Origin of the sequence: Burkholderia sp. 9777_1386, from assembly GCF_015712265.1 — a bacterium.
GTDB classification, from domain to species: domain Bacteria; phylum Pseudomonadota; class Gammaproteobacteria; order Burkholderiales; family Burkholderiaceae; genus Burkholderia; species Burkholderia cenocepacia.
The window spans coordinates 1-25,689 of sequence record NZ_JACCQB010000019.1; the positions used below are offsets into that span (position 1 = coordinate 1).

Sequence of the window (25,689 nt, forward strand, 5' to 3'; positions counted from 1 at the left end):
CTGTTCATCGTGGATCCTCCGGTTGCCGGGAAATGCGTGCATTTTCCACTTGGGCACATCGATGCCGTTGGCCCGTGAGGGTCCACCCCTTTTTCTGCTCTCACGTTCACGGGTGGGACGCGTTCATCTCAATTCTCCTGTGTCTGGTCGATGCGACGTACCCGTCGCCGGTTGTCTTACAGCGAACGCAGCCGCCGCGCGCCTTCGACCAGCGTCGCGTCGTCCTTCGAAAAACTGAGCCGGATCACGCCGGCGTCGGTGCCGTCGGTATAGAACGCCGACAGCGGAATCGTCGCGACGCGCGCGTCGCGGATCAGGCGCAGCACGAAATCGCTGTCGCTTTCGTCCGAGAAGTGGCGAAAGCGCGCCAGCATGAAGAACGAGCCTTCGCTCGGCAGCAGCTCGAAACGCGAATCGGCCAGCTCGCGCGCGAGCAGGTCGCGCTTGGCCTGGTAGAACGCCGACAGGCCGAGATAGCTGTCCGGCCGCGCGAGGATTTCCGCGAACGCGACCTGCATCGGCGTGTCGGCCGAAAACACCATGAACTGGTGCACCTTGCGGATCTCGTCCATCAGCTCGGCCGGCGCGAGGCAATGGCCGACCCGCCAGCCGGTCACGTGGAACGACTTGCCGAACGACGACACGATCACGCTGCGCTCGGCCAGTTCGCGATGGCGCGCGACGCTCTGGTGCCGCGCGCCGTCGAACACGACGTGTTCGTACACTTCGTCGGACAGCACCACGATGCCCGTGTCGCGCGTGAGCCGCGCGAGGCGTTCGAGATCGTCGGCGGAGAACACCGTTGCGGTCGGGTTGTGCGGCGTGTTGACGATGATCATCCGCGTGCGCGGCGTGATGGCCGCGGCCACCTCGTCCCAGTTCACGCGGAAATGCTCGGGCGACAGCTTGATCGCGACCGGCGTCGCGCCCTGCAGCCGCACGATCGGCGCGTAGCTGTCGAACGACGGCTCGAAGTAGATCACCTCGTCGCCCGGATGCACGAGCGCGCTGATCGCCGCGTAAAGCCCCTCGCTCGCGCTCGCGATCACCGTGATCTCGGTCGCCGGGTCGTAGCGCGCGCCGTACAGCGCCTCGGTCTTCTCGGCGAGCCGCTCGCGCAGCGCGATCACGCCGGCCATCGGCGCGTACTGGTTGTGACCGTCGCGCATCGCACGCGCGACGCCTTCGACGAGCGCCGGATCGGGCGCGAAATTCGGCGCGCCCTGCGACAGGTTCAGCGCGTTGTGTTGAGCGGCCAGTTGGCCGATCACCGTGAAGATCGTCGTCCCGACGTCGGGCAGTTTCGAACGGGGCGCGGTGGCGCTTCGCATGACTTCTCCTCCTGATGTCCTTCGGGCGAGCCGCGCGGCATGTGCGGGCCTGCATCTGCCGCATGATTTAGCCCCAGCCAATATCGGCGGACAATCGAAAGTTCGTCATGGCGGCCATGCATTTTTCTCATGGCTCTCGGTGAGAAGCCCCTGGCGGGAAGGCTCGCCTGGGCACCCGACATGCAAATCAGGCATTTCCCCTACGGCAACGCTACGCGTGCGCCGCCGCGAGGTACGCGAGCAGCACGGCCCGCAGTTCGCGGCGTTGCGCGGCGAAATCGAGCGCGGGCCCGAGCGTCAGTAGCGCCTGCGACAGCCCGCCGTAGCAGATCGTGTGAGCCATCCGCGCGAGCCCGTCGAGCCGCGCGGCCGGCGGCGGATCGGCCGCGTGGGCGAGCGCGTCGCGCCACAGCGCGACATAGGCGTCGTAATGCCGGCGATACGCGGCCAGCGGCGACACCTGGCGCTCCAGCACGAACAGCGCGCCCCACAGCGCCGCGTCGGCGGCGATCGTCTCGACCTGAAGATCGACCAGCGCGGCGGCGAGTTCGGCCCGCGGCGCACCGCGCAGCCGCTGCACGGCGTCGCGCAGCCGGTCGGCCAGCGCCAGCACGCGGCGGTGGATGCAGAGCGCCGCGAGGCTCTGCTTGTCGCCGAAATACTCGTAGAAGGTGCCGATGCTGACGCCCGCGACGGCCGCGATCTCGCGGATCGTCGCCTTCGCGTAGCCGCGTTCGAGCAAAAGCTGAACGAACGCCTGCTGCAGCGCGTCGGAACTCGCCTGCGCGCGCGACTGGCGCGGCCGGCGACGCAACGCGGGCGCGGGTTGCGCCGCCGGCGAGCCGGGCGGCGCCGGAACCTGAACATGTCGCGGCGGCATATTTGCTACTCTGAATTCAGCAGGGAATACGTTTTACCGGAAGCCGGAACCCGCGCCGAAGCGCGCGCCGTGCGGCATCACGCCGGCTGACCGCGAAGCCTGAGACCGGAGACAACCGCGATGACCGACTCGACCCACGCCGTCACGAACCAGTTCGACGAACTCGTCGACTATAACCTCTTCGCGACGGATCTCGCGCTGCGCGACGCGCTCGCCCGGGCGGGCGCCGACTGGGCCGTGCCGCAGCTCGATGCGTACGGTGCGCGGCTCGGCAGCGCCGACACCGCGCGGCTCGCCGACGAAGCGAACCGCCACACGCCGGAGCTGAACACGTTCGACCGGCGCGGCCGGCGCATCGACCGCGTCGACTTCCACCCTGCGTGGCACGCGCTGCTCGGCCAGTATCGCCACGAAGGCTTCGTGTCGCTTGCATTCCGCGATGCACGCCGCGGCCGCTGGGCCGCGACGGCCGCCGGCTTCTACCTGCACGGCCAGATCGAGGCCGGCACGCTGTGCCCCGCGACGATGACGCAGGCCGCGATCCCCGTGCTGCAGAAGGAGCCGGCGCTGTGGGACCTGCTGCGCGACAAGCTCTACAGCGACGACTACGATCCGCGCGACGTGCCGGTCCCCGACAAGCGCGCGATCTGGTTCGGCATGGGCATGACCGAGAAACAGGGCGGCTCCGACGTGCGCGCGAACACGACGCTCGCGACGCCGGTCGGCGCGGGCGGGCGCGGCGGCGAATACCGGCTGCGCGGCCACAAGTGGTTCTTCTCCGCGCCGATGTGCGACGCGCACCTCGTCGTCGCGCGCACCGAGGCCGGCAGCCCGTCGTGCTTCTACGTGCCGCGCTGGCGCCCGGACGGCACGAAGAACGCGGTCGAGATCCAGCGGCTGAAGAACAAGGTCGGCAACCGCAGCAATTCGAGCAGCGAGATCGAGCTGAACGACGCGTGGGGCATCATGCTCGGCGACGAAGGCCGCGGCATTCCCACCATCATCGAGATGGCCACCTACACGCGGCTGAACTGCGTGCTCGGCAGCGCGGCGATGCTGCGCCAGGGCGTCGTGCAGGCGATCGCGTACACGCGCCAGCGCCATGCGTTCGGCCGCGCGCTCGCCGAGCAGCCGCTGATGCGCACCGTGCTCGCCGATCTCGCGCTGGAGAGCGAGGCGGCGCTGTCGCTCGCGATGCGGCTCGCCGACGCGTTCGAACGCGACGACTCGCCGCGCGAACGCGCATGGAAGCGGATCGTCACGCCCGCCGCGAAATTCTGGGTCTGCAAGCGCGCGGTCGAGCTGACCGGCGAGGTGATGGAAGTGTTCGGCGGCAACGGCTACGTCGACGACGGCCCGATCGCGCGCCTGTTCCGCGAGGCGCCCGTCAACTCGATCTGGGAAGGCTCGGGCAACGTGATGTGCCTCGACGTGCTGCGCGCCGTATCGCGCGAGCCCGACGCGGCCGCCGCGCTGTTCGACGAACTGGCCGACCTCGGCGCGGGCGAACCGCGCATCCGCGCGGCGCTCGACGGATTGCGCGCGATGCTCGCCGCCCCGGCCGACACGCTCGAAGCGTCGGGCCGCGTGTTCGCGCAGCGGCTCGCGCTCGTCGCGCAGGCGTGCCTGCTGCGCCGCGATGCGCCGACGGCCGTCGCCGACGCGTTCGTCGCGACGCGGCTCGCCGCGCCCGACTGGGGCCGCATCGCGGGCGGCTTCGATCCGCACGCGATCGACGTCGCCGCGCTGCTGCAGCGCGCGTACCCGGCCTGACGCCGGCCCGTTCACCCGAACGCGCGTTCGTTCGCCCGCCCCGGAGCCTCGATGAACCTCGTCGCCGCCCTCGACCGCGCCGCCCGTGCGACGCCCGACAAGCCGTTTCTCGTCAGCGAATCCGCGACGATCACGTATGCGGCCGCGCGCGCGCGTTCGCACCGCGCGGCGGCCGTGCTGAGCGCGCTCGGCGTCGCGGCCGGCGACCGCGTCGCCGCGATGTGCTTCAACACGCCGGCCTTCGTCGACCTGATGTTCGGCGCGTGGCGGCTCGGCGCGGCGTTCGTGCCGATCAACCACAAGCTGCAGGCGCCGGAAGTCGACTACGTGCTCGAGCACAGCGGCAGCACCGCGCTGCTGTTCGACGTGGCGCTCGCGCCGGTGGTCGAGCGCCTCGTGCATCCGGCGCGGCGGCTCGTGACGGAGGGCGAGCTCGACGGCGTGCCGAACTTCGACACGATGTGCGCGACGATGGACGGCCTCGCGGGCATCGAGCCGGCCGATGACGACATCGCGCAGATTCTCTACACGTCCGGCACGACCGGCCGTCCGAAGGGTTGCGTGCACAGCCATCGCACGGTGACGCTCGCGGCGATGCAGGCGGCGCTCGCCATCGGGATCGGCCGCAACGAACGCACGCTGATGGCGATGCCGATCTGGCATTCGTCGCCGCTGAACAACTGGTTCGGCGGCACGCTGGTCGCGGGCGGCACCGTCGTGCTGCTGCGCGAATACCATCCGCTGCGCTTCCTGCAGACCGTCGAGCGCGAGCGCGTGACGCTGTATTTCGGCGCGCCGGTGTCGTACACGCTGCCGCTCGACACGATCGACGGCTTCGCGGCATTCGACCTGTCGAGCGTGCGCGCGTGGCTGTACGGCGGCGGCCCGATCGGCGCCGCGCAGGCCGAACGGCTCGCGCAAGCGTATCGCAGCCACGCGTTCTTCCAGGTGTACGGGATGACGGAAACGGGGCCGGCCGGCACGACGCTGTATCCGGACGAGCAGATCGCGAAGGCCGGCTCGATCGGCCGCCAGGGCGGCCCGGGCGTCGACCTGCGCGTCGTGCGGATGGACGGCGTCGATGCGCGGCCGGGCGAGACCGGCGAGATCTGGCTGAAGGCCGACAGCATGATGCTCGGCTATCTCGACGACGCGGCCGCGACGCGCGCCGCGTTCGCGCCGGACGGCTGGTACCGCACCGGCGACGTCGCGCGGATCGATCAGGAAGGCTACCTGTTCATCGTCGACCGGCTGAAGGACATGATCGTCACCGGCGGCGAGAACGTCTATTCGAAGGAAGTGGAGGACGTGCTCGGCGCGCATCCGGACATCGCTGAGGCGGCCGTCGTCGGCGTCCCGCATCCGGACTGGGGCGAGACAGTCGTCGCGCACGTCGTGATGCGGGCGAACGCGGTGCGCGATGCGGATGCGCTGCGCACGTTCTGCGGCGAGCGGCTTGCCGCGTACAAGATCCCGCGCGAGTTCACGTTCGCGCAGGCGCTGCCGCGCACGCCGACCGGCAAGCTGCAGAAGTTTCTGCTGCGCGTGCGTGGGGATTAGCTGCCGCTCACGACGATAAAAAAGCCACCGGGCCGCAACAGGCCGGTGGCTTTTCTGCATGCATGAGCGGCCGGGCAGCGACCTGCGCCGCCGCCCGCGCTTCAGACCATCACATCAAGCTGCTTACTTGCCGCCGATGCTCTTCAGCGGCTTCCACTCGCCCTTCTCGACCTTGTACATCGTGATGCCGCCGTTCTTCAGGTCGCCCTTCGCGTCATACGCGACGTGCGTCGACGTGACGCCGGCCATGTCGGTCTTCGCGAGCACCGGCAGGTACTTCGCCGGATCGGTCGAATCGGCCTTCTTCATCGCGTTCAGCATCGCCATCGCGCCGTCGTACGCGTACGGCGAGTAGGTCTGCACGTCTTCGCCGAAACGCTTCTTGTACTTGTCGGCGTAGGTCTTGCCGCCCGGCATTTCTTCCAGCGGGAGGCCTGCCAGCGAAGCGATCGTGCCGTCGGCCGCGTTGCCCGCGATCTTCAGGAACGTCGGCGTCTTCACCATTTCGCCGCTCATCAGCGGTGCGTTGAAGCCCAGCGCCTTCATCTGCTTGACCATCGGCGCTGCCTGCGAATCCGCGCCGCCGTAGTAGACGAGGTCCGGCTTCGCCGCCTTCAGCTTCGTGAGAATCGCCTTGAAGTCGACGGCCTTGTCGTTCGTGAATTCGCGGTCGACGATCGTTGCGCCGCCGGCCTTCGCGGCCTTCTCGAACTGGTCGGCGAGACCCTGGCCGTAGGCCGTGCGGTCGTCGACGATCGCGATCTTCTTCATGCCGAGATCCTTCGACGCGAACGTGCCGGCCACCGAGCCCTGCTGCGTGTCGGACGTCATCATGCGGAAGGTCGTCTTGTAGCCTTGCTGCGTGTATTCCGGCGCCGTCGCCATCGCGATTTCCGGAATGCCCGCGTTCGCGTAGATACGCGAAGCCGGAATCGTCGTGCCCGAGTTGAAGTGGCCGAGCATGCCCTTGATGCCGTCGTCGACCAGCTTCTGCGCGACCGTCGTGCCCGTACGCGGGTCAGCCTGGTCGTCCTGCGTGCTCAGCACGAACTTCACCGGCTTGCCGCCGATCTTCGGGTTCGTCGCGTTGAAGTCTTCCAGCGCGAGCACGATCCCGTTCTGCATATCCTTGCCGTAGTGCGCCTGCGCGCCCGTCATCGGCCCTGCGTAACCGATCTTCACGTCATCCGCATGGGCCGTCCCCGCCAGCGACATGACCGCGACGAACGTCGCGCCTGCCACCTTTTTCATCGTGTGTTGCATAGCATCTCCTTGGTACCAGGGTAAATGGAGCGGCTTCGGGATCGCCTTGCCGCTTCCTTTGTTTGATCCGAACGGCAAGGATGATCAGCCGATCGTCATCAAATTCGCATTGCCGCCCGCCGCGGCCGTGTTCACGCTCACCGAGCGTTCCGTCAACAGCCGCTCGAGCGCGTAGTCTTCCGCGTCGCCGTTCTCGAACGCGCCCGCCGACACGCCCTGCACCGACACGATCGGGCCCGGCCGCTGCGCGACGTCCTTCACGAGCGTCTGCAGTTCGTCGCTGTCGCCTTCGAACAGCACCGCGTCGAACGGCGCGTCGGCCTGCTTGCGCACCGCCGCGTGCGCCTTCAGCGACGCCGGCAGCGCGGCGACCAGCGCCTCGCCCGCCGCGCCGGCGAACAGTGCGCGGTTGCCGGTCGCGAGCACCGCCGCGAACTGCGCACGCGCGCCGCCCGGCGTGGCCGCGACACACAGCACCGTGCCGCGCGGGCCGAGTGTATACGTGTTTCGCTCGCCCGTCGGCCCGGTCAGCACCGCGGTCGCGCCGGCCGGCACCTGTGCGAGGTAGCCGTCGCAACGCGCGGCCAGCGCCGGCTCGCGCTGCTCGATCAGCCAGTCGCGCAGCATCGTGAGCGCCGCAGCCGGATTGCCGCGCGCATCGCTTTCGGTCGCGCCGTCCGCCACCAGCGACTGCGCGAGCGCGCGCGGCAGGCCCGACGGACGCGTCGCGAGCAGGCGCTGCAGGTACAGCGCGCCACCGGCCTTCGGGCCCGTGCCCGACAGCCCTTCGCCGCCGAACGGCTGCACGCCGACCACCGCGCCGATCACGTTGCGGTTCACGTAGATGTTGCCTACGTGCGCATTCGAGATCACGTGCGCGATCGTCTCGTCGATCCGCGTGTGGATGCCGAGCGTCAGCCCGTAGCCGGTCGCGCGGATCTGCTCGAGCAGCTTGTCGAGCTGGCTGCGGCGGTAGCGCACCACGTGCAGCACGGGGCCGAACACTTCACGCTTCAACTCGTCGATGCTGCCGATCTCGATCAGCGTCGGCGGCACGAACGTGCCGTGCGCGCATGCGTCGGGCATCGGCAATTGCGTGACCATGTGGCCCTTGTCCTTCATCGCCGCGACGTGCGTGTCGATCGTCTGCTTCGCCTCGGCGTCGATCACCGGGCCGACGTCGGTCGACAGCCGGTCCGGGTTGCCGAGCGCCAGCTCGTGCATCGCGCCCTTCAACATCGTCAGCGTGCGGTCCGCGACGTCGTCCTGCAGACACAGAACGCGCAGCGCCGAACACCGTTGACCGGCCGAGTCGAACGACGACTGCATCACGTCCGCGACGACCTGCTCCGCGAGCGCCGACGAATCGACGATCATCGCGTTCTGGCCGCCCGTTTCCGCGATCAGCGGAATCGGCTTGCCGTCCGGGTCGAGGCGCGCGGACAGCGTCTTGTTGATCAGGCGTGCGACTTCGGTCGAACCGGTGAACATCACCGCACGCGTGCGCGCATCGGCGACCAGCGCCGCACCGACGGTCTCGCCGGTGCCCGGCAGCAGTTGCACCGCGCCGGCCGGCACGCCGGCCTCGCGCAGCAGGCGCACGGCTTGCGCGGCGATCAGCGGCGTCTGTTCGGCCGGCTTCGCGAGCACCGTGTTGCCGGCGGCGAGCGCCGCGGCGACCTGGCCCATGAAGATCGCGAGCGGGAAGTTCCACGGGCTGATACAGACCACGGGGCCGAGCGGGCGGTGCGTGTCGTTCGAGAATTCGCCGCGGATCTGCGCCGCGTAGTAGCGCAGGAAGTCGACCGCTTCGCGGATCTCGGCGATCGCGTTCGGCAGCGACTTGCCGGCTTCGCGCACGATCAGGCCCATCAGCGTGTGCATCTGCGCTTCGAGTAGGTCGGCGGCGCGCACCAGGCAATCGGCGCGCGCGTCGACCGGCGTCGCCTGCCAGATCGGCGCGGCGGCCACCGCGTGCGCGAGCGCCGCGCTCACGTGTTCGGACGTCGCTTCGCTGACCGTGCCGACCACGTCGCGCTGGTCGGCCGGGTTGCGCACGTCGCGCGCCGGCGCATCGGCGAGCGCGTCGTCGGCGAGCATCGGCGCCGCGCGCCACGGGTGGTGCGCGCTCGCGAGCAGCGCGGACGACAGCGACGCGAGACGGTGTTCGTTCGACAGGTCGAGGCCCATCGAGTTGGGACGCTCGTCGCCATACAGGTTGCGCGGCAGCGGGATCTTCGCGTGCGGCGCGCCGAGCGGCACGACCTTCGACGCTTCGTCGACCGGATCGGCAACGAGCTCCTTCACCGACACGGTCTTATCGGCGATGCGGTTCACGAACGACGTGTTCGCGCCGTTTTCCAGCAGACGGCGCACGAGGTACGCGAGCAGCGTCTCGTGCGTGCCGACCGGCGCGTACACGCGGCACGGGCGGTTCAGCTTGTCGCGACCGGTGACTTCCTCGTACAGCGGCTCGCCCATCCCGTGCAGGCACTGGAATTCGTACTGGCCCGGGTAGTAGTTCTGGCCCGCGAGCTGGTAGATCGCGGCCAGCGTGTACGCGTTGTGCGTCGCGAACTGCGGGTACACGGCGTCCGGCGCGGCGAGCAGCTTCTTCGCGCACGCGAGGTACGACACGTCGGTGTAGATCTTGCGCGTGTAGACCGGATAGCCTTCGAGGCCGTCGACCTGCGCCCGCTTGATCTCGGTATCCCAGTACGCGCCCTTCACGAGGCGGATCATCAGGCGGTGACGGCTGCGGCGCGCGAGATCGATCAGGTAGTCGATCACGAACGGGCAGCGCTTCTGGTAGCCCTGCACGACGAAACCGATGCCGTTCCAGCCGGCGAGCTCCGGATCGAAGCACAGCGCCTCGAGCAGGTCGAGCGACAGTTCGAGACGGTCGGCTTCTTCCGCGTCGATGTTCAGGCCGATGTCATAGCGGCGCGCGAGCAGCGCGAGGGCGCGCACGCGCGGCAGCAGCTCGCTCATCGTGCGGTCCTGCTGCGAGCGCGAGTAGCGCGCATGCAGCGCCGACAGCTTGATCGAGATGCCCGGGCCTTCGTAGATGCCGCGGCCGCCGGCCGCCTTGCCGATCGCGTGGATAGCCTGTTCGTACGACGCGTAGTAGCGCTGCGCGTCCTCTTCGGTGGTCGCCGCTTCGCCGAGCATGTCGTACGAGTAGCGGAAGCCGCGCGCTTCGTACTTGCGGCTGTTCGCGAGCGCTTCGGAAATCGTTTCGCCGGTGACGAACTGCTCGCCCATCAGGCGCATCGCCATGTCGACGCCCTTGCGGATCAGCGGCTCGCCGCCGCGGCCGATCAGGCGCGTGAGCGCCGACGACAGGCCCGCTTCGCTGTTGGTCGTCACGAGCTTGCCGGTGATCATCAGCCCCCAGGTCGCCGCGTTCACGAACAGCGACGGCGCATGGCCGACGTGCGAGCGCCAGTCGCCCTTGCTGATCTTGTCGCGGATCAGCGCGTCGCGCGTCGCGCGATCCGGAATGCGCAGCAGTGCCTCGGCGAGGCACATCAGCGCGACCCCTTCCTGGCTCGACAGCGAAAACTCGTGGATCAGCCCTTCGACGCCGCCGCCCGAGCTCTTCTCGCGCAGCGCCTCGACCAGCTTCGTCGCGAGCGCCTGCACGTCCGCCTGCAGGTTCGCGGGCAAGCGCGCCTGACCGAGCAGGAACGGCACGCACTCCGGTTCCGGACGGCGGTACGCGGCCGTGATCGCCGCGCGCAGCACCGATTGCGGCTGCACGTTCTGCGCGAACTCGAGGAACGGATGCGGCGAGTTGTCGTCGTCGCCGTCTGCGGCCTGACCGTCGGCGAGCTCCGTCACGCCGCTGTGGCCCGACAGCTCGGGCGGCAACTGGCCGTGCTCGATCCGCTCGAGATACGCGAAGATCGCCTGCTTGATCAGCCAGTGGGGAGTGCGCTCGAGACGCGCGGCGGCGTCCTTGAGGCGCGAGCGGAGAAGGTCGTCGACTTTGACGCCGAGAGTCGTGCTTGCCATGGTGGGTTCGTGCGCCGGTGCGAGCCCGGCAGTGTGGTGTAAGAGGATGCGCGAAATCCTACGGCACGCAATAAAAAGGTGCAACCAAATTGAGAGATAGGTTGCACCCATAAGTTAGTCAATATAATCAGTCACTTATGCGGTTGCAACCTAGGGGTTGCCCGTGGTCGGAGGATCGGTGTTTTCCCTGATCGGGCCGGTTCGACACGCGTGTGCAACCTTCCGTATGCGCGCAAGCGGGCGAAAACCGGTTGCACTGCATGGTGTGACGCGGACGATGCCGGCGGCGGGCAAGCAACGGGAGACGGTTCGGCGCGCCCGGCGGCCGGGGCTTCGCGGCATTCGGCAACGCGCCGTGGCAGGCGCCGCGCGGGCGCCGCTCAGATATCCAGCGGATCGACCTCGACGCTCCACCGCAGCACGCCCTTCAGCGCGCGCAGCGCCGGCTGCCATGCACGCAGCGCATGCTGCAGCGCCGCCCGCGACGCGCTTTCGAGCAGCAATTGCGCGCGATGGACGTTCGCGACCTTGACGATCGTCATCGGCACCGCGTCGTAGACGGTCACGCGATCCGCGCCGGGCAGCCCCGGCAACGCGGCCGCGGCCTGCAGCAGGAACGCGAGCGCCGCGTCGAGCGTGCGCCCTTCGGCGCGCAGCAGCGCCTGGTAGACGAACGGCGGCAGGTGCGCGTCGCGCCGCTCGGCAAGCGTCGAATTCGCGAAGCCCACGTAGTCCTGCCGCCCGAGCGCGTGATACAGCGCGTGACGCGGGTAGCGCGTCTGCACCATCACCTCGCCCGGCAGCCCGGCGCGCCCCGCGCGGCCGCTCACCTGCATCAGCTGCGCGAACAGCCGCTCGCTCGCGCGGAAGTCGTGCGAGAACAGCGCGGTGTCGGCATTGAGCACGCCGACGAGCGACACGCGCTGGAAGTCGTGCCCTTTCGCGATCATCTGCGTGCCGACCAGGATGTCGACCTCGCCCGCGTGCACGTCGGAAAAAAGCGCCTGCGCGCTGCCCTTGCGGCGCGTGCTGTCCGCATCGATCCGCAGGATCCGCGCGCCCGGCACCGCTTCGGCAAGCGCCTCCTCGATGCGCTGCGTGCCGCGCCCGAGCGGCGCGATGTCGACGTTCCCGCACTCGGGGCACGAGCGCGGAATGCGCGCTTCCCAGCCGCAGTGATGGCAGCGCAGTGCGTGCTCGGGCTTGTGCAGCACGACGTACGCGCTGCAGCGCGGGCAACCGGCCACCCAGCCGCACGCGTCGCACGCGAGCTGCGGCGCGTAACCGCGCCGGTTCAGGAACACGAGGCTCTGTTCGCCGCGTTCGAGCCGCGCCTTCAGCGCCGCGACGAGCGGCCCGGACAGCCCGCCCATCGACGCGCGCCCGCGCCGCCGCTCCTCCTCGAGATCGATCAGCCGCACGGTCGGCAGTGTCGCGTCGGCCACCGCGCGGCGCGACAGCGTGAGACGCGTGTAGCGGCCCTGCTCGGCCTGCCACCAGCTTTCGAGCGACGGCGTCGCCGAGCCGAGCACGACCGTGATGCCGAGCTGCTTCGCGCGCCACACGGCCAGGTCGCGCGCCGAATAGCGCAGTCCTTCCTGCTGCTTGTACGCAGGCTCGTGCTCCTCGTCGACGACGATCAGCGCGAGCGTCGGCATCGACGCGAGCACCGCGAGCCGCGTGCCGAGCACGATCCGCGCGCGGCCGGTGTGCGCGGCGAGCCAGTTGCGCGCCCGTTCGCCTTCGGCGAGCCCGCTGTGCAGCGTGACGATCGCGTCGTCGGCGAGCGCACCCGCGAAGCGCGCGCGAAACGCGGCCTCGAACTGCGGCGTCAGGTTGATTTCGGGCACGAGCACGAGCGCCTGCGCGTCCGGCCGCGCGTCGAGCAGCGACGCGAGCGCATGCAGATAGACCTCGGTCTTGCCGCTGCCCGTCACGCCGTGCAGCAGGAACGGCGCGAAACCGTGCGCCGCGCGGATCGCGTCCAGCGCCTCGGCCTGCTGGTCCGTCAACGCCGGCGGCACAGTTCGTCCACCGTTTGTCGACAGGTTATCCACAGGTTTGGCCACAGGCGTATCGGCCCAGCCGATCTCCTCGACGTCGACCCAGCCGCGCGCCGCCCAGTCGTCGAGTGTCGCGGCCGCCTTCGGATGGAGCGCGCGCGCGTCGGGCAGCGTCAGCGAGCCGGTGTCGACGAGTGCCTGCGCGAGCCGGCGCAGCGCGGCGCCGCGCGCGGGCAACGCGTCGGGCAGCGCCGCGCGGCCGGCTTCGGTCGGCTGGTAGCGCACTTCCGGCGCGAGCAGCCGCCCCCAGCGCCCGGCGTCGCGCAACGCCTGCGGCAGCGCCGGCAACGCGACCTCGCCGCGCCCGCGCTGATAGTAATCGGCGGCGAACGACACGAGCGCGAGCCAGTCCGGCGACAGCGGCGGCAAGTCGGCGCAGATCGCGTCGACCGCGCGCAACCGCGACGGCGGCACATCGGTGTGAGTGGTGACTTCGCAGACGAGGCCGACGGCCTGCCGCTTGCCGAACGGCACCTGCACGAGCGTCCCGGGCACCGGCGCCGGCTGCGCGTCGCAGCGGTAGTCGAACAGCGTGGCGAGCGGATGATCGAGCGCGACGCGCAGGTAGGTGCCGCTCATTGCGGCGCTCCGGCGGCGGCAGCACGCGAAGTACGGACGGCTTGCATCCGCGCCCGCATCGCGACGGCGAACTTAAAGTAAAACTTCAGATTCGGCGCTAAGTTTTGGATTCGCATTAGGAATCGCCGTATACCCTGCCCAGCCTGTGGATAACTTTGTTGAGAACTCGCCGCTCAACGGCCGCAACGCGCGCGGGGCCGTGCTTTGCGCTGTTTTTCACTGCTTGCTGCGGTGCCCCGCGAAGCCTTATTCCATAAGGCTGCTATTCAAATTACCGAACCATAGCGAGACAAATTGACCGATACGGGGCTCTACCGCGCTGCAACGTGGAAAATGTGTATAAGTCAAGTCTTGACAAGCACCGAATCGGCAGCGGGAGCGGGGTTGCGCCCTGTTTAGTTTCAGCAACGAAACGCCGTCATCCTGCAGTGCAGCATGACAGCGCTTGCGTTCAGCCCGCTGCTCCGCTACGGATCGCGCGGCTGTGGGTATGCACTTCGTCGACGAGTTCGGCGACGTGATCGGGCGACGTGAATTGCGAAATGCCGTGCCCGAGGTTGAACACGTGGCCCGGATGGTTGCCGTAGCTGTCGAGCACCGCGCGCGCCTGTTCGCGCACCGCGGCCGGCGGCGCGAACAGGATCGTCGGGTCGAGGTTGCCCTGCAACGCCACGCGCCCCGCGACGCGCTCACGCGCGGCGCCGAGGTTGACCGTCCAGTCGAGCCCGACCGCGTCGACGCCGGTCGCCGCGATCTCCTCGAGCCACAGCCCGCCGCCCTTCGTGAACGTGATCACCGGCACGCGCTCGCCATCGTGCTCGCGCTTGAGCTGCGACACCACGCGGCGGATATAGTCGAGCGAGAAGCGCTGATACGCGCCGTCGGCCAGCGCGCCGCCCCACGTATCGAAGATCATCACGGCCTGCGCGCCCGCTTCGATCTGCGCGTTCAGGTACGCGGCCACCGCCTGCGCGTTCACGTCGAGGATCCGGTGCATCAGATCCGGGCGCGAATACGCCATCGACTTCACCGTGCGGAAATCGTCCGAGCCGCCGCCTTCGACCATGTAGCACGCGAGCGTCCACGGGCTGCCCGAAAAGCCGATCAGCGGCACGCGCTGACGGCCCTGAGCGTCGGTGAGCGCGCGGCGAATCTCGCGCACGGCGCCCGTCACGTAGCCGAGCGTCGCCTCGATGTCCGGCACCGCGAGCTTCGCGACGTCGGCCTCGGTGCGCACCGGATGCGCGAACTTCGGCCCTTCGCCGACCTGGAAGTCGAGGCCGAGCCCCATCGCGTCGGGAATCGTCAGGATGTCCGAGAACAGGATCGCGGCGTCGAGCGGGAAGCGCTCGAGCGGCTGCAGCGTCACCTCGGTCGCGTAGTCGGGATTCTTTGCGAGGCCGAGGAAGCTGCCGGCGCGCGCGCGCGTCGCGTTGTATTCGGGCAGGTAGCGGCCGGCCTGGCGCATCAGCCAGATCGGCGTGTAGTCGGTCGGCTCGCGCAGAAGCGCACGCAGGAAGGTGTCGTTGAGCAGGTTATGGGCCACGGTAGGAGCGACGATGCGAAGGCAAAGCGGCATTTTACCGGACAGCCGCGCTCGGGCCGCGCATGCCGATGCGATGGCGGCCATATGACGCGCGCGATGGCTCCGTTATGATCGGACGCTCATATCGAACCGAACGAAGGAGGAGACCGATGAAGACATTCGCCACGCTTGCCACGCTCGCTGCTGCCGCCGCGTTTTGCTGCGCCGCCGCGCACGCGCAGAGTACGGCCACTGCGGCGCCTGCGAGCGCCGCTACCGCCGGCTCGCGGCTCGACGACGTGCTCGCGCGCGGCGCGCTGCGCGTGTGCACGACGGGCGACTACAAGCCGTATTCGTACTATCGCGCGGACGGCCGCTTCGAGGGCATCGACATCGACATGGCCGAATCGCTCGCGAAATCGCTCGGCGTGAAGACCGACTACGTGAAGACGAGCTGGTCGAACCTCACCAACGACTTCGTCGCGAAATGCGACATCGCGGTGGGCGGCGTGTCGACGACGCTCGAGCGCCAGAAGCGCGTGTTCTTCACGCAGCCGTACGTGGTCGACGGCAAGACGCCGATCGTGCGCTGCGCGGATGCCGACAAATACCAAACCGTCGCGCAGATCGACCGGCCCGAAACCCGTGTGATCGTCAATCCGGGTGGCACCAACGAGCGGTTCGCGAAGCAGTTCTTCACGCACGCGAACCTGACCGTCTATCCGGACAACGTGACGATCTTCAAGCAGATCCTCGCGGGCAAGGCCGACGTGATGGTGACGGATGCGTCCGAGACGCTGCTGCAGCAAAAGCTGAATCCGGGCCTGTGCTCGGTGCATCCGGACAAGCCGTTCCAGTTCGGCGAGAAGGCGTACATGGTGCCGCGCGGCGACGTCGTGTTCCAGCAGTACGTCGACCAGTGGCTGCATCTCGCGCGCTCGACCGGCGAGTACCAGGCCATTTCGGACAAGTGGCTGAAGTAGGCGGCCCGCGCCGCGGCGGCCGATAACGGGCACCGACCCCGCGGCCGCCGGGGTGCCGACATCTCGCCGGAAGCGGCGGCCGCCCGGCCGCCGTTACACCTTCCGTTCGCGCCGCCGCCCTTCGCCATCGGCTCAAAACCCGCCGATTGGCCGAACGGCCGACTTCCGCGCATTCCGATCACGTTTCAAAATCTTTCTGACGAATGAATCGTCATGCGCGGTATCGGTCGCGCCGTGCACTTTCTCGCGTGAAAATCGGCAATTCATCGCGCCCGATACGCGTGAAAAACGCATCGCGCGCACACCCTGAAAACGCGGTGGAAAATATGGGTAAAAATGACCTTTTTCAGGACCCCGAAAACAGCAAAAAATCCCGGAAAGCCTTATCTGGCGGGCGTTACAACCTGAAACACTTTGTTACCGCGACGGGTCATTAATTCGCCCACAATGGCCTCAACGGTTTCAACACGGATGCGGTCTCGTGTGCCAAGTGTGAGCGGACGCGAAGCGCTGCGAGCCAGTCGGTCACGTACCGAAGCCCTTCCGGGGGGCATCCCTGTTGGAGTCGTTTCCGGCCCCCCCGCCGGACTCGGTTTCATCTTTGGTCTCCTCGCGCTAACCCCGTAGCGTGTGGTTTTTAGCGGGCTAATAAGCCCGCTTTTTTTCGTCCATCGAAAACGTAACGGCCTGCACAGGCCGCCACGTTTTTCCCGCATTTTCCGGCATCGTTCCGCTTCAAGCGGTCTTCTGCACGTCGAGCTTCAGCTCCTCGATCATCCGGTCGCGCATCACGAACTTCTGCACCTTGCCCGTCACCGTCATCGGCAGCTCGTCGACGAAGCGGATATAGCGCGGGATCTTGTAGTGCGCGATCTGCCCGTTGCAGAACGCGCGCACGTCGTCCTCGGTCATCTGCTCGTCCGCGCGCAGCACGATCCACGCGCACAGCTCCTCGCCGTACTTCGCATCGGGCACGCCGAACACCTGCGCGCTCTGGATCTTCGGATGCCGGAACAGGAATTCCTCGATTTCGCGCGGATAGACGTTCTCGCCGCCGCGAATCACCATGTCCTTCAGGCGGCCGACGATGTTGCAGTAACCGTCCGCATCGAGCGTCGCGAGGTCGCCGGTATGCATCCAGCCGTCGACCAGCACCTCGCGTGTCTTCGCGTCGTCGTCCCAGTAGCCGAGCATCACCGAATAGCCCTTCGTGCACAGCTCGCCCGTCGCGCCGACCGGCACGATGTCGCCGCTCGGATCGACGATCTTCACTTCGAGATGCGGCTGGATGCGGCCGACCGTCGTCGTGCGCTTCTCCAGCGGATCGTCGGTCGAGCTCTGGAACGACACGGGGCTCGTCTCCGTCATCCCGTAAGCGATCGTGATCTCCGACAGATGCATCTGCGACACCACGCGCTTCATCGTCTCGATCGGGCACGGTGAACCGGCCATGATCCCGGTGCGCAGCGTCGACAGGTCGAATTTCGCGAATTCCGGATGGTCGAGCTCCGCGATGAACATCGTCGGCACGCCATGCAGCGCGGTGCAGCGTTCTTCGGCCACCGCCGCGAGCGTCGCGACCGGGTCGAATGCTTCGCCGGGAAACACCATCGCGGCGCCCTTCGACACGCACGCGAGCACGGCCAGCACCATCCCGAAGCAGTGATAGAGCGGCACCGGGATGCAGAGCGAATCCTGTTCGGTGAAACGCATCGCCATCGCGATCGAGCGCGCGTTGTTGACGACGTTGCGGTGCGTGAGCGTCGCGCCCTTCGGGCTGCCGGTCGTGCCGCTCGTGAACTGGATGTTGATCGGATCGTTGGCCGAGAGCGTCGCGCCGATCGCATCGAGCAGCGCCGGATCGACGGCCCGGCGGCCACGCGCCATCACGTCCGCGAAGCGGAACATGCCGGCAGGCGCCACCTCGCCCATCGACACGATCGTGCGCAGGCTCGGCACGCGCGCTGCATGCAGGTCGCCCGGCGTCGCGGGCGCGAGCTCCGGCGCGATGGTCTGCAGCATCTCGACGTACGCGGAGCTCTTGAAGCGCTCGGCTGCGATCACGGCCTTGCAGCCGACCTTGTTCAGCGCATATTCGAGTTCCGACAGCCGGTAGGCCGGATTGATGTTGACGAGCACCGCGCCGATCCGCGCGGTCGCGAACTGCGTGAGCAGCCATTCGCTGCGGTTCGGCGACCAGATGCCGACGCAGTCGCCCTTCACGATCCCGAGCGCGGCGAGCCCTGCCGCCAGCACGTCGATCTCGTTCGCGAACTCGCGCCAGGTCCAGCGCACCTGCTGCTCGCGGAACACGACGGCCGGGCGGTCGGGAAAGCGGCCAGCCGTGTCGAGCAGGAACCGGCCGATCGTCGCTTCGGATAGCGGCACGTCGGTTGCACCACGCACGTACGACAAGCCGTTCTCGGGCGCGATCAGCGCGCCCACGCCAAGGTCTGCTGCCATGAATGTCTCCGTCCTTTGGGTCTGATCGGCCCGCGCGCGTGCTGCGCGCCTCCGCCGCAACGCTCGCGACGGGCGGCCTCACCGCGGATGATGCCGCGCTCCGCTGACGGTACTCTGACATCAAATCGCGGCGGACGGATGAAATAGCACGATCGGACGCAATGATCCGGCCCGAAAAACGCAGACGAAATGCGGGCGAAACACGGAGGAAGCGTGGACGACGCCCAGACGAAAAAAAGCAGCCCGAAGGCTGCTTTCTTTCGCGGGATACGCGGCGCGGCTCAGTGCCGGCTGCGGATCTTCGCCAGACGCTGGATCGCCTCGAGCTGCGCCATCGCGGTCGCGAGCTCGGATTGCGCTTTCGCGAGGTCGAGATCCGACTTCGCGTTCTGCAGCGTTTCCTCGGCACGCTTGCGCGCTTCCTCGGCTTTCGCCGCGTCGAGGTCCTTGCCGCGGATCGCGGTATCGGCGAGCACCGTCACGGCGCCCGGCTGCACTTCGAGAATGCCGCCCGCGACGAACACGAATTCGTCGTTGCCGCCCTCGACCTCGATGCGCACCGCACCCGGACGAATCCGGGTAATGAGCGGCGTGTGACCCGGCAGAATGCCCAGCTCACCCGTTTCGCCCGGCAGCGCGACGAATTTCGCCTCGCCCGAGAAGATCTGCTCTTCCGCGCTGACGACGTCTACTTTGATGGTTGCCATATCGACTCCAATCTCATCCACGGGTTGAGCGTATTGCGGCCGGCGCAGGCGGCCGGAATATAAATCATCACTGACTTATTGTTCCGGCCGGCGCTCGCCGGCTTGCGACTCACTCAAGCCCTTACTGGATCTTCTTGGCCTTTTCGAAGGCTTCGTCGATCGTGCCGACCATGTAGAACGCCTGTTCCGGCAGGTGGTCGCACTCGCCGTCGACGATCATCTTGAAGCCGCGGATCGTTTCCTTCAGCGGCACGTACTTGCCCGGCGAGCCCGTGAACACTTCAGCAACGTGGAACGGCTGCGACAGGAAACGCTGGATCTTACGCGCACGGGCGACCGACAGCTTGTCTTCCGGCGACAGTTCGTCCATGCCCAGAATCGCGATGATGTCGCGCAGTTCCTTGTAGCGCTGCAGCGTCTGCTGAACGCGACGGGTGATCGAGTAGTGCTCTTCACCGATCACGTTCGGGTCGATCTGGCGCGACGTCGAGTCGAGCGGGTCGACCGCCGGGTAGATACCCAGCGAAGCGATGTCACGCGACAGAACGACGGTTGCGTCCAGGTGGCCGAAGGTCGTCGCCGGCGACGGGTCGGTCAAGTCGTCCGCAGGGACGTACACGGCCTGGACCGACGTAATCGAGCCCTTCTTGGTCGACGTGATGCGCTCTTGCAGCTTGCCCATTTCTTCAGCCAGCGTCGGCTGATAGCCCACTGCCGACGGCATACGGCCGAGCAGTGCCGACACTTCGGTACCGGCCAGCGTGAAACGGTAGATGTTGTCGACGAAGAACAGCACGTCGAGGCCTTCGTCACGGAAGTGCTCGGCCATCGTCAGGCCGGTCAGCGCGACGCGCAGACGGTTGCCCGGCGGCTCGTTCATCTGGCCGTACACCAGCGCGACCTTGTCGAGAACGTTCGAGTCCTTCATTTCGTGGTAGAAGTCGTTCCCTTCACGGGTACGCTCGCCCACGCCCGCGAACACGGAGTAACCGCCGTGTTCCTTCGCGATGTTGTTGATGAGCTCCATCATGTTGACGGTCTTGCCCACGCCTGCACCACCGAACAGGCCAACCTTGCCGCCCTTTGCGAACGGGCAGATCAGGTCGATGACCTTGATACCCGTTTCGAGCAGTTCGGTCGACGGCGACAGTTCGTCGAACGCCGGTGCCTTCTGGTGGATCGAACGCGTCACGTCGCTGTCGATCGGGCCGGCTTCGTCGATCGGACGGCCAAGCACGTCCATGATTCGGCCGAGGGTCGGCTTGCCGACCGGCACCGAGATCGGCTTCGCCGTGTTCTTCACGGTCAGGCCGCGGCGCAGGCCGTCGGATGCACCCAGACAAATGGTACGGACCACGCCGTCACCCAGCTGCTGCTGGACTTCGAGCGTCAGTTCCGAGCCATCGAGAATGAGCGCGTCGTAAATCTTCGGCATGCTGTCGCGCGGGAATTCCACGTCGATAACGGCGCCGATGCACTGTACGATCTTGCCTTCTACCAAAGCAGCAGTACTCATCGCTTTTCCTTTAAATACCTGATTCTTTACTCGCGCAAAGGCGCAGTTGTCGTCCCGGGCGCGCGCTTAAACAGCGGCTGCGCCGCCGACGATCTCCGACAGTTCTTTCGTGATCGCGGCCTGACGGCTCTTGTTGTACACGAGCTGCAGTTCGCTGATCACCGTCTTCGCGTTGTCGGACGCGGCCTTCATCGCGACCATGCGCGCCGATTGCTCGGACGCCATGTTTTCCGCGACGGCCTGGTACACCAGCGCCTCGACGTAACGCACGAGCAGTTCGTCGACGACTGCCTGCGCGTCCGGCTCGTAGATGTAGTCCCACGACGTCGCCGGCGTACCGTCATCGGCTTCGAAGTGGTCCGACGACAGCGGCAGCAGCTGCTCGATCACGGCTTCCTGCTTCATCGTGTTGACGAAGCGCGTGTAAGCGATATAAACCGCCGACAGCTTGCCTTCCGAGTACAGATCGAGCTGCGTCTTCACGGCGCCGATCAGCTTGTCCAGGTGCGGGGTGTCGCCGAGGTGCACGACCTGCGACATCACCTTCGCGCCGAAGCGGTTCAGGAACCCGAGGCCCTTGCCGCCGATCGCGGTGGCTTCGACCTTCTGGCCCTTCTCTTCCAGCTCCTTGAACTTCTGCACCGTCGCACGCAGCACGTTGGTGTTCAGACCACCGCACAGACCCTTGTCCGTCGTGACGAGGATGATGCCGGCCGTCTGCGCGCCGTCGTTCGCCACCATGAACGGGTGACGGTACTCGGGGTTCGCACGGCTCATGTGCGCGGCGATGGCACGGACCTTGTCTGCATACGGACGAGCGGCGCGCATGCGTTCCTGCGCGCGACGCATCTTCGATGCAGCCACCATCTCCATCGCCTTCGTGATCTTGCGCGTGTTCTGCACGCTCTTGATCTTGCCGCGAATTTCCTTCATTCCAGCCATAGCTTGCTCCTTGACCAAGGGGGCGCGGGCGCATCAGCACCCGCGCGGCCTCAGTGTGTCACTCGCGGATCAATAGGCACCGGACTTCTTGAAGGCTTCGATCGCCGAGCGCAGTGCGCCTTCGTCGTCCTTCGAGAGATCCTTGGTGTCTTCGATGCGCTTGATGAGGTCAGCGTGGCTGGTCTTCAGGTTGTCGCGCAGGCCCTTCTCGAACGACAGCACTTGCTTGACGTCGAGGTCGTCGAGGTAGCCGTTGTTCGCGGCGTACAGCGACACGGCCAGTTCCCAGACCTGCAGCGGCTGGTACTGCGGCTGCTTCAGCAGTTCCGTCACGCGGCGGCCGCGCTCGAGCTGCTTGCGGGTCGCTTCGTCGAGGTCCGATGCGAACTGCGCGAATGCGGCCAGTTCACGGTACTGCGCGAGGTCGGTACGGATACCGCCCGACAGCTTCTTCACGACCTTCGTCTGAGCAGCGCCACCGACGCGCGACACCGACACGCCGGCGTTGATTGCCGGGCGGATGCCTGCGTTGAACAGGTCGGTTTCCAGGAAGATCTGGCCGTCGGTAATCGAGATCACGTTCGTCGGAACGAACGCGGTCACGTCGCCAGCCTGCGTTTCGATGACCGGCAGTGCCGTCAGCGAACCGCTCTTGCCCTTCACTTCGCCGTTCGTGAACTTCTCGACGTACTCTTCCGACACGCGAGCCGCACGCTCCAGCAGACGCGAGTGCAGATAGAACACGTCGCCCGGGTACGCTTCACGGCCCGGCGGACGGCGCAGCAGCAGTGAGATCTGACGGTATGCCCAAGCCTGCTTGGTCAAGTCGTCATAGATGATCAGCGCGTCTTGGCCACGGTCGCGGAAGTATTCGCCCATCGTGCAGCCGGCGTACGGCGCCAGGTACTGCATGGCAGCCGAATCCGATGCCGAAGCGGCGACGACGATCGTGTATTCCATCGCGCCCGTTTCTTCGAGCTTGCGAACCACGTTCATGATCGACGAAGCCTTCTGGCCGATCGCGACGTAGATACAAATCAGGTCCTTGCCCTTCTGGTTGATGATCGCGTCGAGCGCCACCGCGGTCTTGCCGCACTGACGGTCGCCGATGATCAGCTCACGCTGGCCACGGCCGATCGGCACCATTGCGTCGATCGACTTGATGCCCGTCTGCACCGGCTGCGACACCGACTTGCGCCAGATCACGCCCGGGGCGATCTTTTCGATCGCGTCGGTCAGCTTCGCGTTGACCGGGCCCTTGCCGTCGATCGGGTTGCCGAGCGCATCGACCACGCGGCCGACGAGCTCCGGACCGACCGGGACTTCCAGAATGCGGCCCGTCGTCTTGACGATGTCGCCTTCCGAAATGTGTTCGTATTCGCCGAGAATCACCGCGCCGACCGAGTCGCGCTCGAGGTTCAGCGCGAGGCCGAACGTGTTGCCCGGAAACTCGAGCATTTCGCCCTGCATCACGTCCGACAGGCCGTGGATGCGCACGATACCGTCGGTCACGGAGATCACGGTGCCCTGGTTGCGAACGTCTGCGCTCGCTTCAAGGCCCTGGATCCGGCTCTTGATCAGCTCGCTGATCTCAGAGGGATTGAGTTGCATTATTCGCTCCTGATAGTCAATTCTGTTGCGTGCCGGCGTGGCGCTCAGGCGGTCAAGGCAGCCTGCATCGATGCGAGGCGCGCGCGAACCGAGGTGTCGAGCACTTCGTCGCCGACCGTCACGCGCACGCCGCCGATCAGCGACGAATCGACTTCGACCGTCGGTTTCAGCTTGCGCTTGAACTTGCGTTCGAGGCCCGAGACGAGACTGTCGAGATCCGCGCCGTTCAGCGGGAACGCGCTCACGATCTCGGCGTCGGCTGCGCCTTCACGTTCGTTCTTGAGCGCCTCGAACTGCTCGGCAATTTCCGGCAGCAGCGCGATGCGATGATTGTCGACCAGCATCTGCACGAAGTTCTTCGCTTCGGCGCCGGCCGCGAGCGGCGACTTGGCCGCAGCAAGCAGCAACTCGGCTACTTGCGTGCGCGTCACCTTCGGGCTCGACGCGACCGACAGCACTTCCGGCAGACGCGCAACCTGGGCCAGCTCTTGCACGAGCGTGGACCAGGCGGCGATGTCACCGCCCTCGGCCACGCGGAACAGCGCTTCTGCGTAAGGGCGGGCGATGGTTGCAAGTTCGGCCATGATCAGAGCTCGGCTTTCAGTTGATTCAGCAGTTGGGCGTGGGCCGTTTGATCGACTTCGCGCTTCAGGATCTGCTCGGCGCCCTTCACGGCCAGCGCGGCGACTTCGCCACGCAGCGCTTCGCGCGCCTTCACGATTTGCTGTTCTGCTTCCGCCTTCGCCTGGGCGACGATGCGGGCGGCTTCAGCCTGGGCATTGGCCTTGATTTCCTCGGCGACCGCCTGGGCACGCTTTTCAGCGTCGGCGATGCGCTGCTGGCCGTCGTTGCGGGCCTGCGCGAGTTCCTGGTCCACGCGCTTGTGCGCTGCGTCGAGTTCCGCCTTGCCCTTCTCCGCGGCGGCGAGGCCGTCGGCGATCTTCTTCGAACGTTCGTCGAGGGCGTTGATCAACGGCGGCCACACGAATTTCATCGTGAACCACGCGAGGACCAGGAACACGACCATTTGCGCAAACAGAGTTGCGTTGAGATTCACGGTGTTTCCTTATCTGCTATTCCGGAAAAATGAAACGGTAAGGCGCTCATCGAGTTGCATTCGATCAGCGCCCCAAGTCTCCGTTCCGCCCTGCGCCGGCTCACGCCGGACGCATATTTCCGAGGAACCTTAGCCTGCGAGCTTCGACAGGAGCGGGTTCGCGAACGCGAACAGCATTGCGACACCAACGCCGATCAGGAATGCAGCGTCGATCAGACCAGCCAGCAGGAACATCTTCGTTTGCAGCGGGTTGATGAGTTCCGGCTGACGTGCGCAGGCTTCGATGTACTTGCCACCCATCAGCGCGATACCGATACAGGCGCCGATTGCACCCAGGCCGATGATGATGCCGATACCGATGGCGGTCAGACCCTGGATGTTGGCGATGTAAGCTTGCATGATCACTCCTTTGTGAAAAGACTTGGAACTGAGATTTAAAAAACTAAAACGGAAACTCTTTCTTGCACGCCGCGCTTAGTGCTTGTCGTGCGCCTGGCCGAGATACACCAGCGTCAGCATCATGAAAATGAATGCCTGCAACAGAACAATCAGGATGTGGAAGATTGCCCAGACGCTACCCGCGATCACATGACCAACGAAGCCGAGGAACGTTGCGTCGCCACCGAAGCTCCACATGCTGCCGAGCAGGGCGATCAACAGGAACAACAGCTCACCCGCGTACATGTTGCCGAACAGCCGCATACCGAGCGAGACGGTCTTCGCGAGATATTCGACAATGTTGAGCGCGAGGTTCGGGATCCACAGCAGCGGGTGCGCGCCGAACGGTGCCGACAGCAGCTCGTGCACGAAGCCGCCCGCGCCCTTGATCTTGATGCTGTAGTAGATCATCAGGACGAACACGCCGAGCGCGATGCCGAGCGTGCCGTTCAGGTCGGCCGTCGGAACGATGCGATGGTGGGAAATCACGTCCGACAGACCGAGCAGGCCGATCACGCGGCCCGGCAGGTCGACCGGGAGGAAGTCGAGGGAGTTCATCAGCGCAACCCACACGAACACCGTGAGGGCGAGCGGCGCGATGAAGGTGCGATTGCCGTGGACGATGGCCTTCGACTGGTCTTCGACCATTTCGACGAGCATCTCGATCGCGCACTGGAAACGGCCCGGCACGCCCGACGTCGCCTTGCGGGCAGCCAGACGCAGCAGGACGATCGTCACGATGCCGCATACGATCGACCAGAACAGCGTGTCGAGATTCCAGACGTGAATGTCGAAAATCGACGTCTGATGCGAGGTGGAGAAATTCTGCAAGTGGTGCGCAATGTACTCGGACGGATCCGGACCGCGCGTGCCTTCGCTAGCTGCCATATCGTTAATGCCACCCAAATTGTCGAAAATCGTTTTGCCCGTTCCGCAACACGCTATTGCGGGAACGGGCCGGTGCGGTTCGTTGTCGAAACC

19 protein-coding genes are annotated in these 25,689 nt (G+C 66.6%); 4 read left to right on the forward strand and 15 right to left on the reverse strand.

The genetic code is table 11. The features are described from left to right. Positions 1 to 176 precede the first annotated feature (176 nt). Together H0X91_RS16425 and H0X91_RS16430 are read right to left on the reverse strand one after the other, a co-directional pair. Positions 177 to 1,331, reverse strand: a complete 1,155-nt coding sequence (locus tag H0X91_RS16425; RefSeq protein WP_084749715.1) for a pyridoxal phosphate-dependent aminotransferase — start codon at positions 1,329 to 1,331, stop codon at positions 177 to 179. A gap of 211 nt (positions 1,332 to 1,542) precedes the next feature. Further along, positions 1,543 to 2,211, reverse strand: coding sequence for a TetR/AcrR family transcriptional regulator (locus H0X91_RS16430; RefSeq protein ID WP_006488476.1), 669 nt, complete (start codon positions 2,209 to 2,211; stop codon positions 1,543 to 1,545). Between the two features lie 120 nt (positions 2,212 to 2,331). Between H0X91_RS16430 and H0X91_RS16435 the strand changes: the two genes are divergently transcribed. After that, the gene (locus H0X91_RS16435; RefSeq protein WP_084749712.1) at positions 2,332 to 3,984 is read left to right on the forward strand and encodes an acyl-CoA dehydrogenase family protein; all 1,653 of its coding nucleotides are present in this window, start codon (positions 2,332 to 2,334) and stop codon (positions 3,982 to 3,984) included. A gap of 51 nt (positions 3,985 to 4,035) precedes the next feature. Next, positions 4,036 to 5,544: an AMP-binding protein gene (locus H0X91_RS16440; protein WP_084749709.1), complete on the forward strand. Its 1,509-nt coding sequence runs from the start codon at positions 4,036 to 4,038 to the stop codon at positions 5,542 to 5,544. Between the two features lie 123 nt (positions 5,545 to 5,667). On the opposite strand, the gene H0X91_RS16445 is transcribed toward H0X91_RS16440, so the two are convergent. The 4 genes from H0X91_RS16445 to hemE form a co-directional block, all read right to left on the reverse strand. Beyond that, positions 5,668 to 6,807, reverse strand: a complete 1,140-nt coding sequence (locus H0X91_RS16445) for a branched-chain amino acid ABC transporter substrate-binding protein (protein ID WP_006482201.1) — start codon at positions 6,805 to 6,807, stop codon at positions 5,668 to 5,670. A gap of 84 nt (positions 6,808 to 6,891) precedes the next feature. Continuing rightward, entirely contained in the window at positions 6,892 to 10,824 is a 3,933-nt protein-coding gene (gene putA / locus H0X91_RS16450) for a trifunctional transcriptional regulator/proline dehydrogenase/L-glutamate gamma-semialdehyde dehydrogenase (RefSeq protein WP_196433143.1), read from the reverse strand. 380 nt (positions 10,825 to 11,204) lie between these two features. Beyond that, positions 11,205 to 13,466, reverse strand: a complete 2,262-nt coding sequence (locus H0X91_RS16455) for a primosomal protein N' (RefSeq protein WP_006496309.1) — start codon at positions 13,464 to 13,466, stop codon at positions 11,205 to 11,207. 451 nt (positions 13,467 to 13,917) lie between these two features. Beyond that, complete coding sequence (gene hemE / locus H0X91_RS16460; RefSeq protein ID WP_006482732.1) at positions 13,918 to 15,012, reverse strand: uroporphyrinogen decarboxylase; 1,095 nt, start codon at positions 15,010 to 15,012, stop codon at positions 13,918 to 13,920. 149 nt (positions 15,013 to 15,161) lie between these two features. On the opposite strand from hemE, the gene H0X91_RS16465 reads away from it, so the two are divergent. Both H0X91_RS16465 and H0X91_RS16470 read left to right on the forward strand, forming a co-directional pair. After that, positions 15,162 to 15,974 carry a transporter substrate-binding domain-containing protein gene (locus H0X91_RS16465; RefSeq protein WP_006482715.1) on the forward strand — a complete coding sequence of 271 codons (813 nt, stop codon included), beginning with the start codon at positions 15,162 to 15,164 and terminating at the stop codon, positions 15,972 to 15,974. Between the two features lie 248 nt (positions 15,975 to 16,222). After that, positions 16,223 to 16,411, forward strand: a complete 189-nt coding sequence (locus H0X91_RS16470) for a hypothetical protein (protein ID WP_158380823.1) — start codon at positions 16,223 to 16,225, stop codon at positions 16,409 to 16,411. Positions 16,412 to 16,709: 298 nt separating this feature from the next. Here the strand turns inward: H0X91_RS16470 and H0X91_RS16475 are convergent, their stop codons facing one another. From H0X91_RS16475 to atpB, 9 genes are all read right to left on the reverse strand, one after another. Then, positions 16,710 to 18,437: an AMP-binding protein gene (locus tag H0X91_RS16475; RefSeq protein ID WP_196433144.1), complete on the reverse strand. Its 1,728-nt coding sequence runs from the start codon at positions 18,435 to 18,437 to the stop codon at positions 16,710 to 16,712. A 281-nt stretch (positions 18,438 to 18,718) separates the two neighbouring features. Then, complete coding sequence (locus H0X91_RS16480; protein WP_006477288.1) at positions 18,719 to 19,144, reverse strand: F0F1 ATP synthase subunit epsilon; 426 nt, start codon at positions 19,142 to 19,144, stop codon at positions 18,719 to 18,721. Between the two features lie 121 nt (positions 19,145 to 19,265). Continuing rightward, a complete protein-coding gene (gene atpD, locus H0X91_RS16485; RefSeq protein ID WP_006482710.1) occupies positions 19,266 to 20,660 on the reverse strand; it encodes a F0F1 ATP synthase subunit beta in 1,395 nt (464 codons plus the stop codon). Between the two features lie 66 nt (positions 20,661 to 20,726). Then, positions 20,727 to 21,602, reverse strand: a complete 876-nt coding sequence (atpG, locus tag H0X91_RS16490) for a F0F1 ATP synthase subunit gamma (RefSeq protein WP_006482709.1) — start codon at positions 21,600 to 21,602, stop codon at positions 20,727 to 20,729. A 69-nt stretch (positions 21,603 to 21,671) separates the two neighbouring features. Next, complete coding sequence (gene atpA, locus H0X91_RS16495) at positions 21,672 to 23,213, reverse strand: F0F1 ATP synthase subunit alpha (RefSeq protein ID WP_006482717.1); 1,542 nt, start codon at positions 23,211 to 23,213, stop codon at positions 21,672 to 21,674. A gap of 44 nt (positions 23,214 to 23,257) precedes the next feature. Next, on the reverse strand, positions 23,258 to 23,797 hold the full coding sequence (locus H0X91_RS16500; protein ID WP_006482713.1) for a F0F1 ATP synthase subunit delta: 540 nt from the start codon (positions 23,795 to 23,797) through the stop codon (positions 23,258 to 23,260). Between the two features lie 2 nt (positions 23,798 to 23,799). Next, positions 23,800 to 24,270 (reverse strand): F0F1 ATP synthase subunit B, encoded by a 471-nt coding sequence (locus H0X91_RS16505; RefSeq protein ID WP_006477283.1) that lies wholly within the window; start codon positions 24,268 to 24,270, stop codon positions 23,800 to 23,802. A 129-nt stretch (positions 24,271 to 24,399) separates the two neighbouring features. Beyond that, positions 24,400 to 24,669 carry a F0F1 ATP synthase subunit C gene (atpE, locus tag H0X91_RS16510; protein WP_006482730.1) on the reverse strand — a complete coding sequence of 90 codons (270 nt, stop codon included), beginning with the start codon at positions 24,667 to 24,669 and terminating at the stop codon, positions 24,400 to 24,402. A gap of 75 nt (positions 24,670 to 24,744) precedes the next feature. Continuing rightward, positions 24,745 to 25,596 carry a F0F1 ATP synthase subunit A gene (atpB, locus tag H0X91_RS16515; protein WP_012492242.1) on the reverse strand — a complete coding sequence of 284 codons (852 nt, stop codon included), beginning with the start codon at positions 25,594 to 25,596 and terminating at the stop codon, positions 24,745 to 24,747. Between the last annotated feature and the right edge of the window lie 93 nt (positions 25,597 to 25,689).

What these genes read in the sequence shown, in the direction of transcription:
- H0X91_RS16480 (WP_006477288.1), bottom strand. Translation starts at nt 19,144, where the DNA reads ATGGCAACCATCAAAGTAGACGTCGTCAGCGCGGAAGAGCAGATCTTC.
- H0X91_RS16465 (WP_006482715.1), top strand. Translation starts at nt 15,162, where the DNA reads ATGAAGACATTCGCCACGCTTGCCACGCTCGCTGCTGCCGCCGCGTTT.
- atpD (WP_006482710.1), bottom strand. Translation starts at nt 20,660, where the DNA reads ATGAGTACTGCTGCTTTGGTAGAAGGCAAGATCGTACAGTGCATCGGC.
- H0X91_RS16435 (WP_084749712.1), top strand. Translation starts at nt 2,332, where the DNA reads ATGACCGACTCGACCCACGCCGTCACGAACCAGTTCGACGAACTCGTC.
- putA (WP_196433143.1), bottom strand. Translation starts at nt 10,824, where the DNA reads ATGGCAAGCACGACTCTCGGCGTCAAAGTCGACGACCTTCTCCGCTCG.
- H0X91_RS16430 (WP_006488476.1), bottom strand. Translation starts at nt 2,211, where the DNA reads ATGCCGCCGCGACATGTTCAGGTTCCGGCGCCGCCCGGCTCGCCGGCG.
- H0X91_RS16500 (WP_006482713.1), bottom strand. Translation starts at nt 23,797, where the DNA reads ATGGCCGAACTTGCAACCATCGCCCGCCCTTACGCAGAAGCGCTGTTC.
- H0X91_RS16475 (WP_196433144.1), bottom strand. Translation starts at nt 18,437, where the DNA reads ATGGCAGCAGACCTTGGCGTGGGCGCGCTGATCGCGCCCGAGAACGGC.
- H0X91_RS16440 (WP_084749709.1), top strand. Translation starts at nt 4,036, where the DNA reads ATGAACCTCGTCGCCGCCCTCGACCGCGCCGCCCGTGCGACGCCCGAC.
- H0X91_RS16425 (WP_084749715.1), bottom strand. Translation starts at nt 1,331, where the DNA reads ATGCGAAGCGCCACCGCGCCCCGTTCGAAACTGCCCGACGTCGGGACG.
- atpE (WP_006482730.1), bottom strand. Translation starts at nt 24,669, where the DNA reads ATGCAAGCTTACATCGCCAACATCCAGGGTCTGACCGCCATCGGTATC.
- atpB (WP_012492242.1), bottom strand. Translation starts at nt 25,596, where the DNA reads ATGGCAGCTAGCGAAGGCACGCGCGGTCCGGATCCGTCCGAGTACATT.
- H0X91_RS16445 (WP_006482201.1), bottom strand. Translation starts at nt 6,807, where the DNA reads ATGCAACACACGATGAAAAAGGTGGCAGGCGCGACGTTCGTCGCGGTC.
- atpA (WP_006482717.1), bottom strand. Translation starts at nt 23,213, where the DNA reads ATGCAACTCAATCCCTCTGAGATCAGCGAGCTGATCAAGAGCCGGATC.
- H0X91_RS16455 (WP_006496309.1), bottom strand. Translation starts at nt 13,466, where the DNA reads ATGAGCGGCACCTACCTGCGCGTCGCGCTCGATCATCCGCTCGCCACG.
- atpG (WP_006482709.1), bottom strand. Translation starts at nt 21,602, where the DNA reads ATGGCTGGAATGAAGGAAATTCGCGGCAAGATCAAGAGCGTGCAGAAC.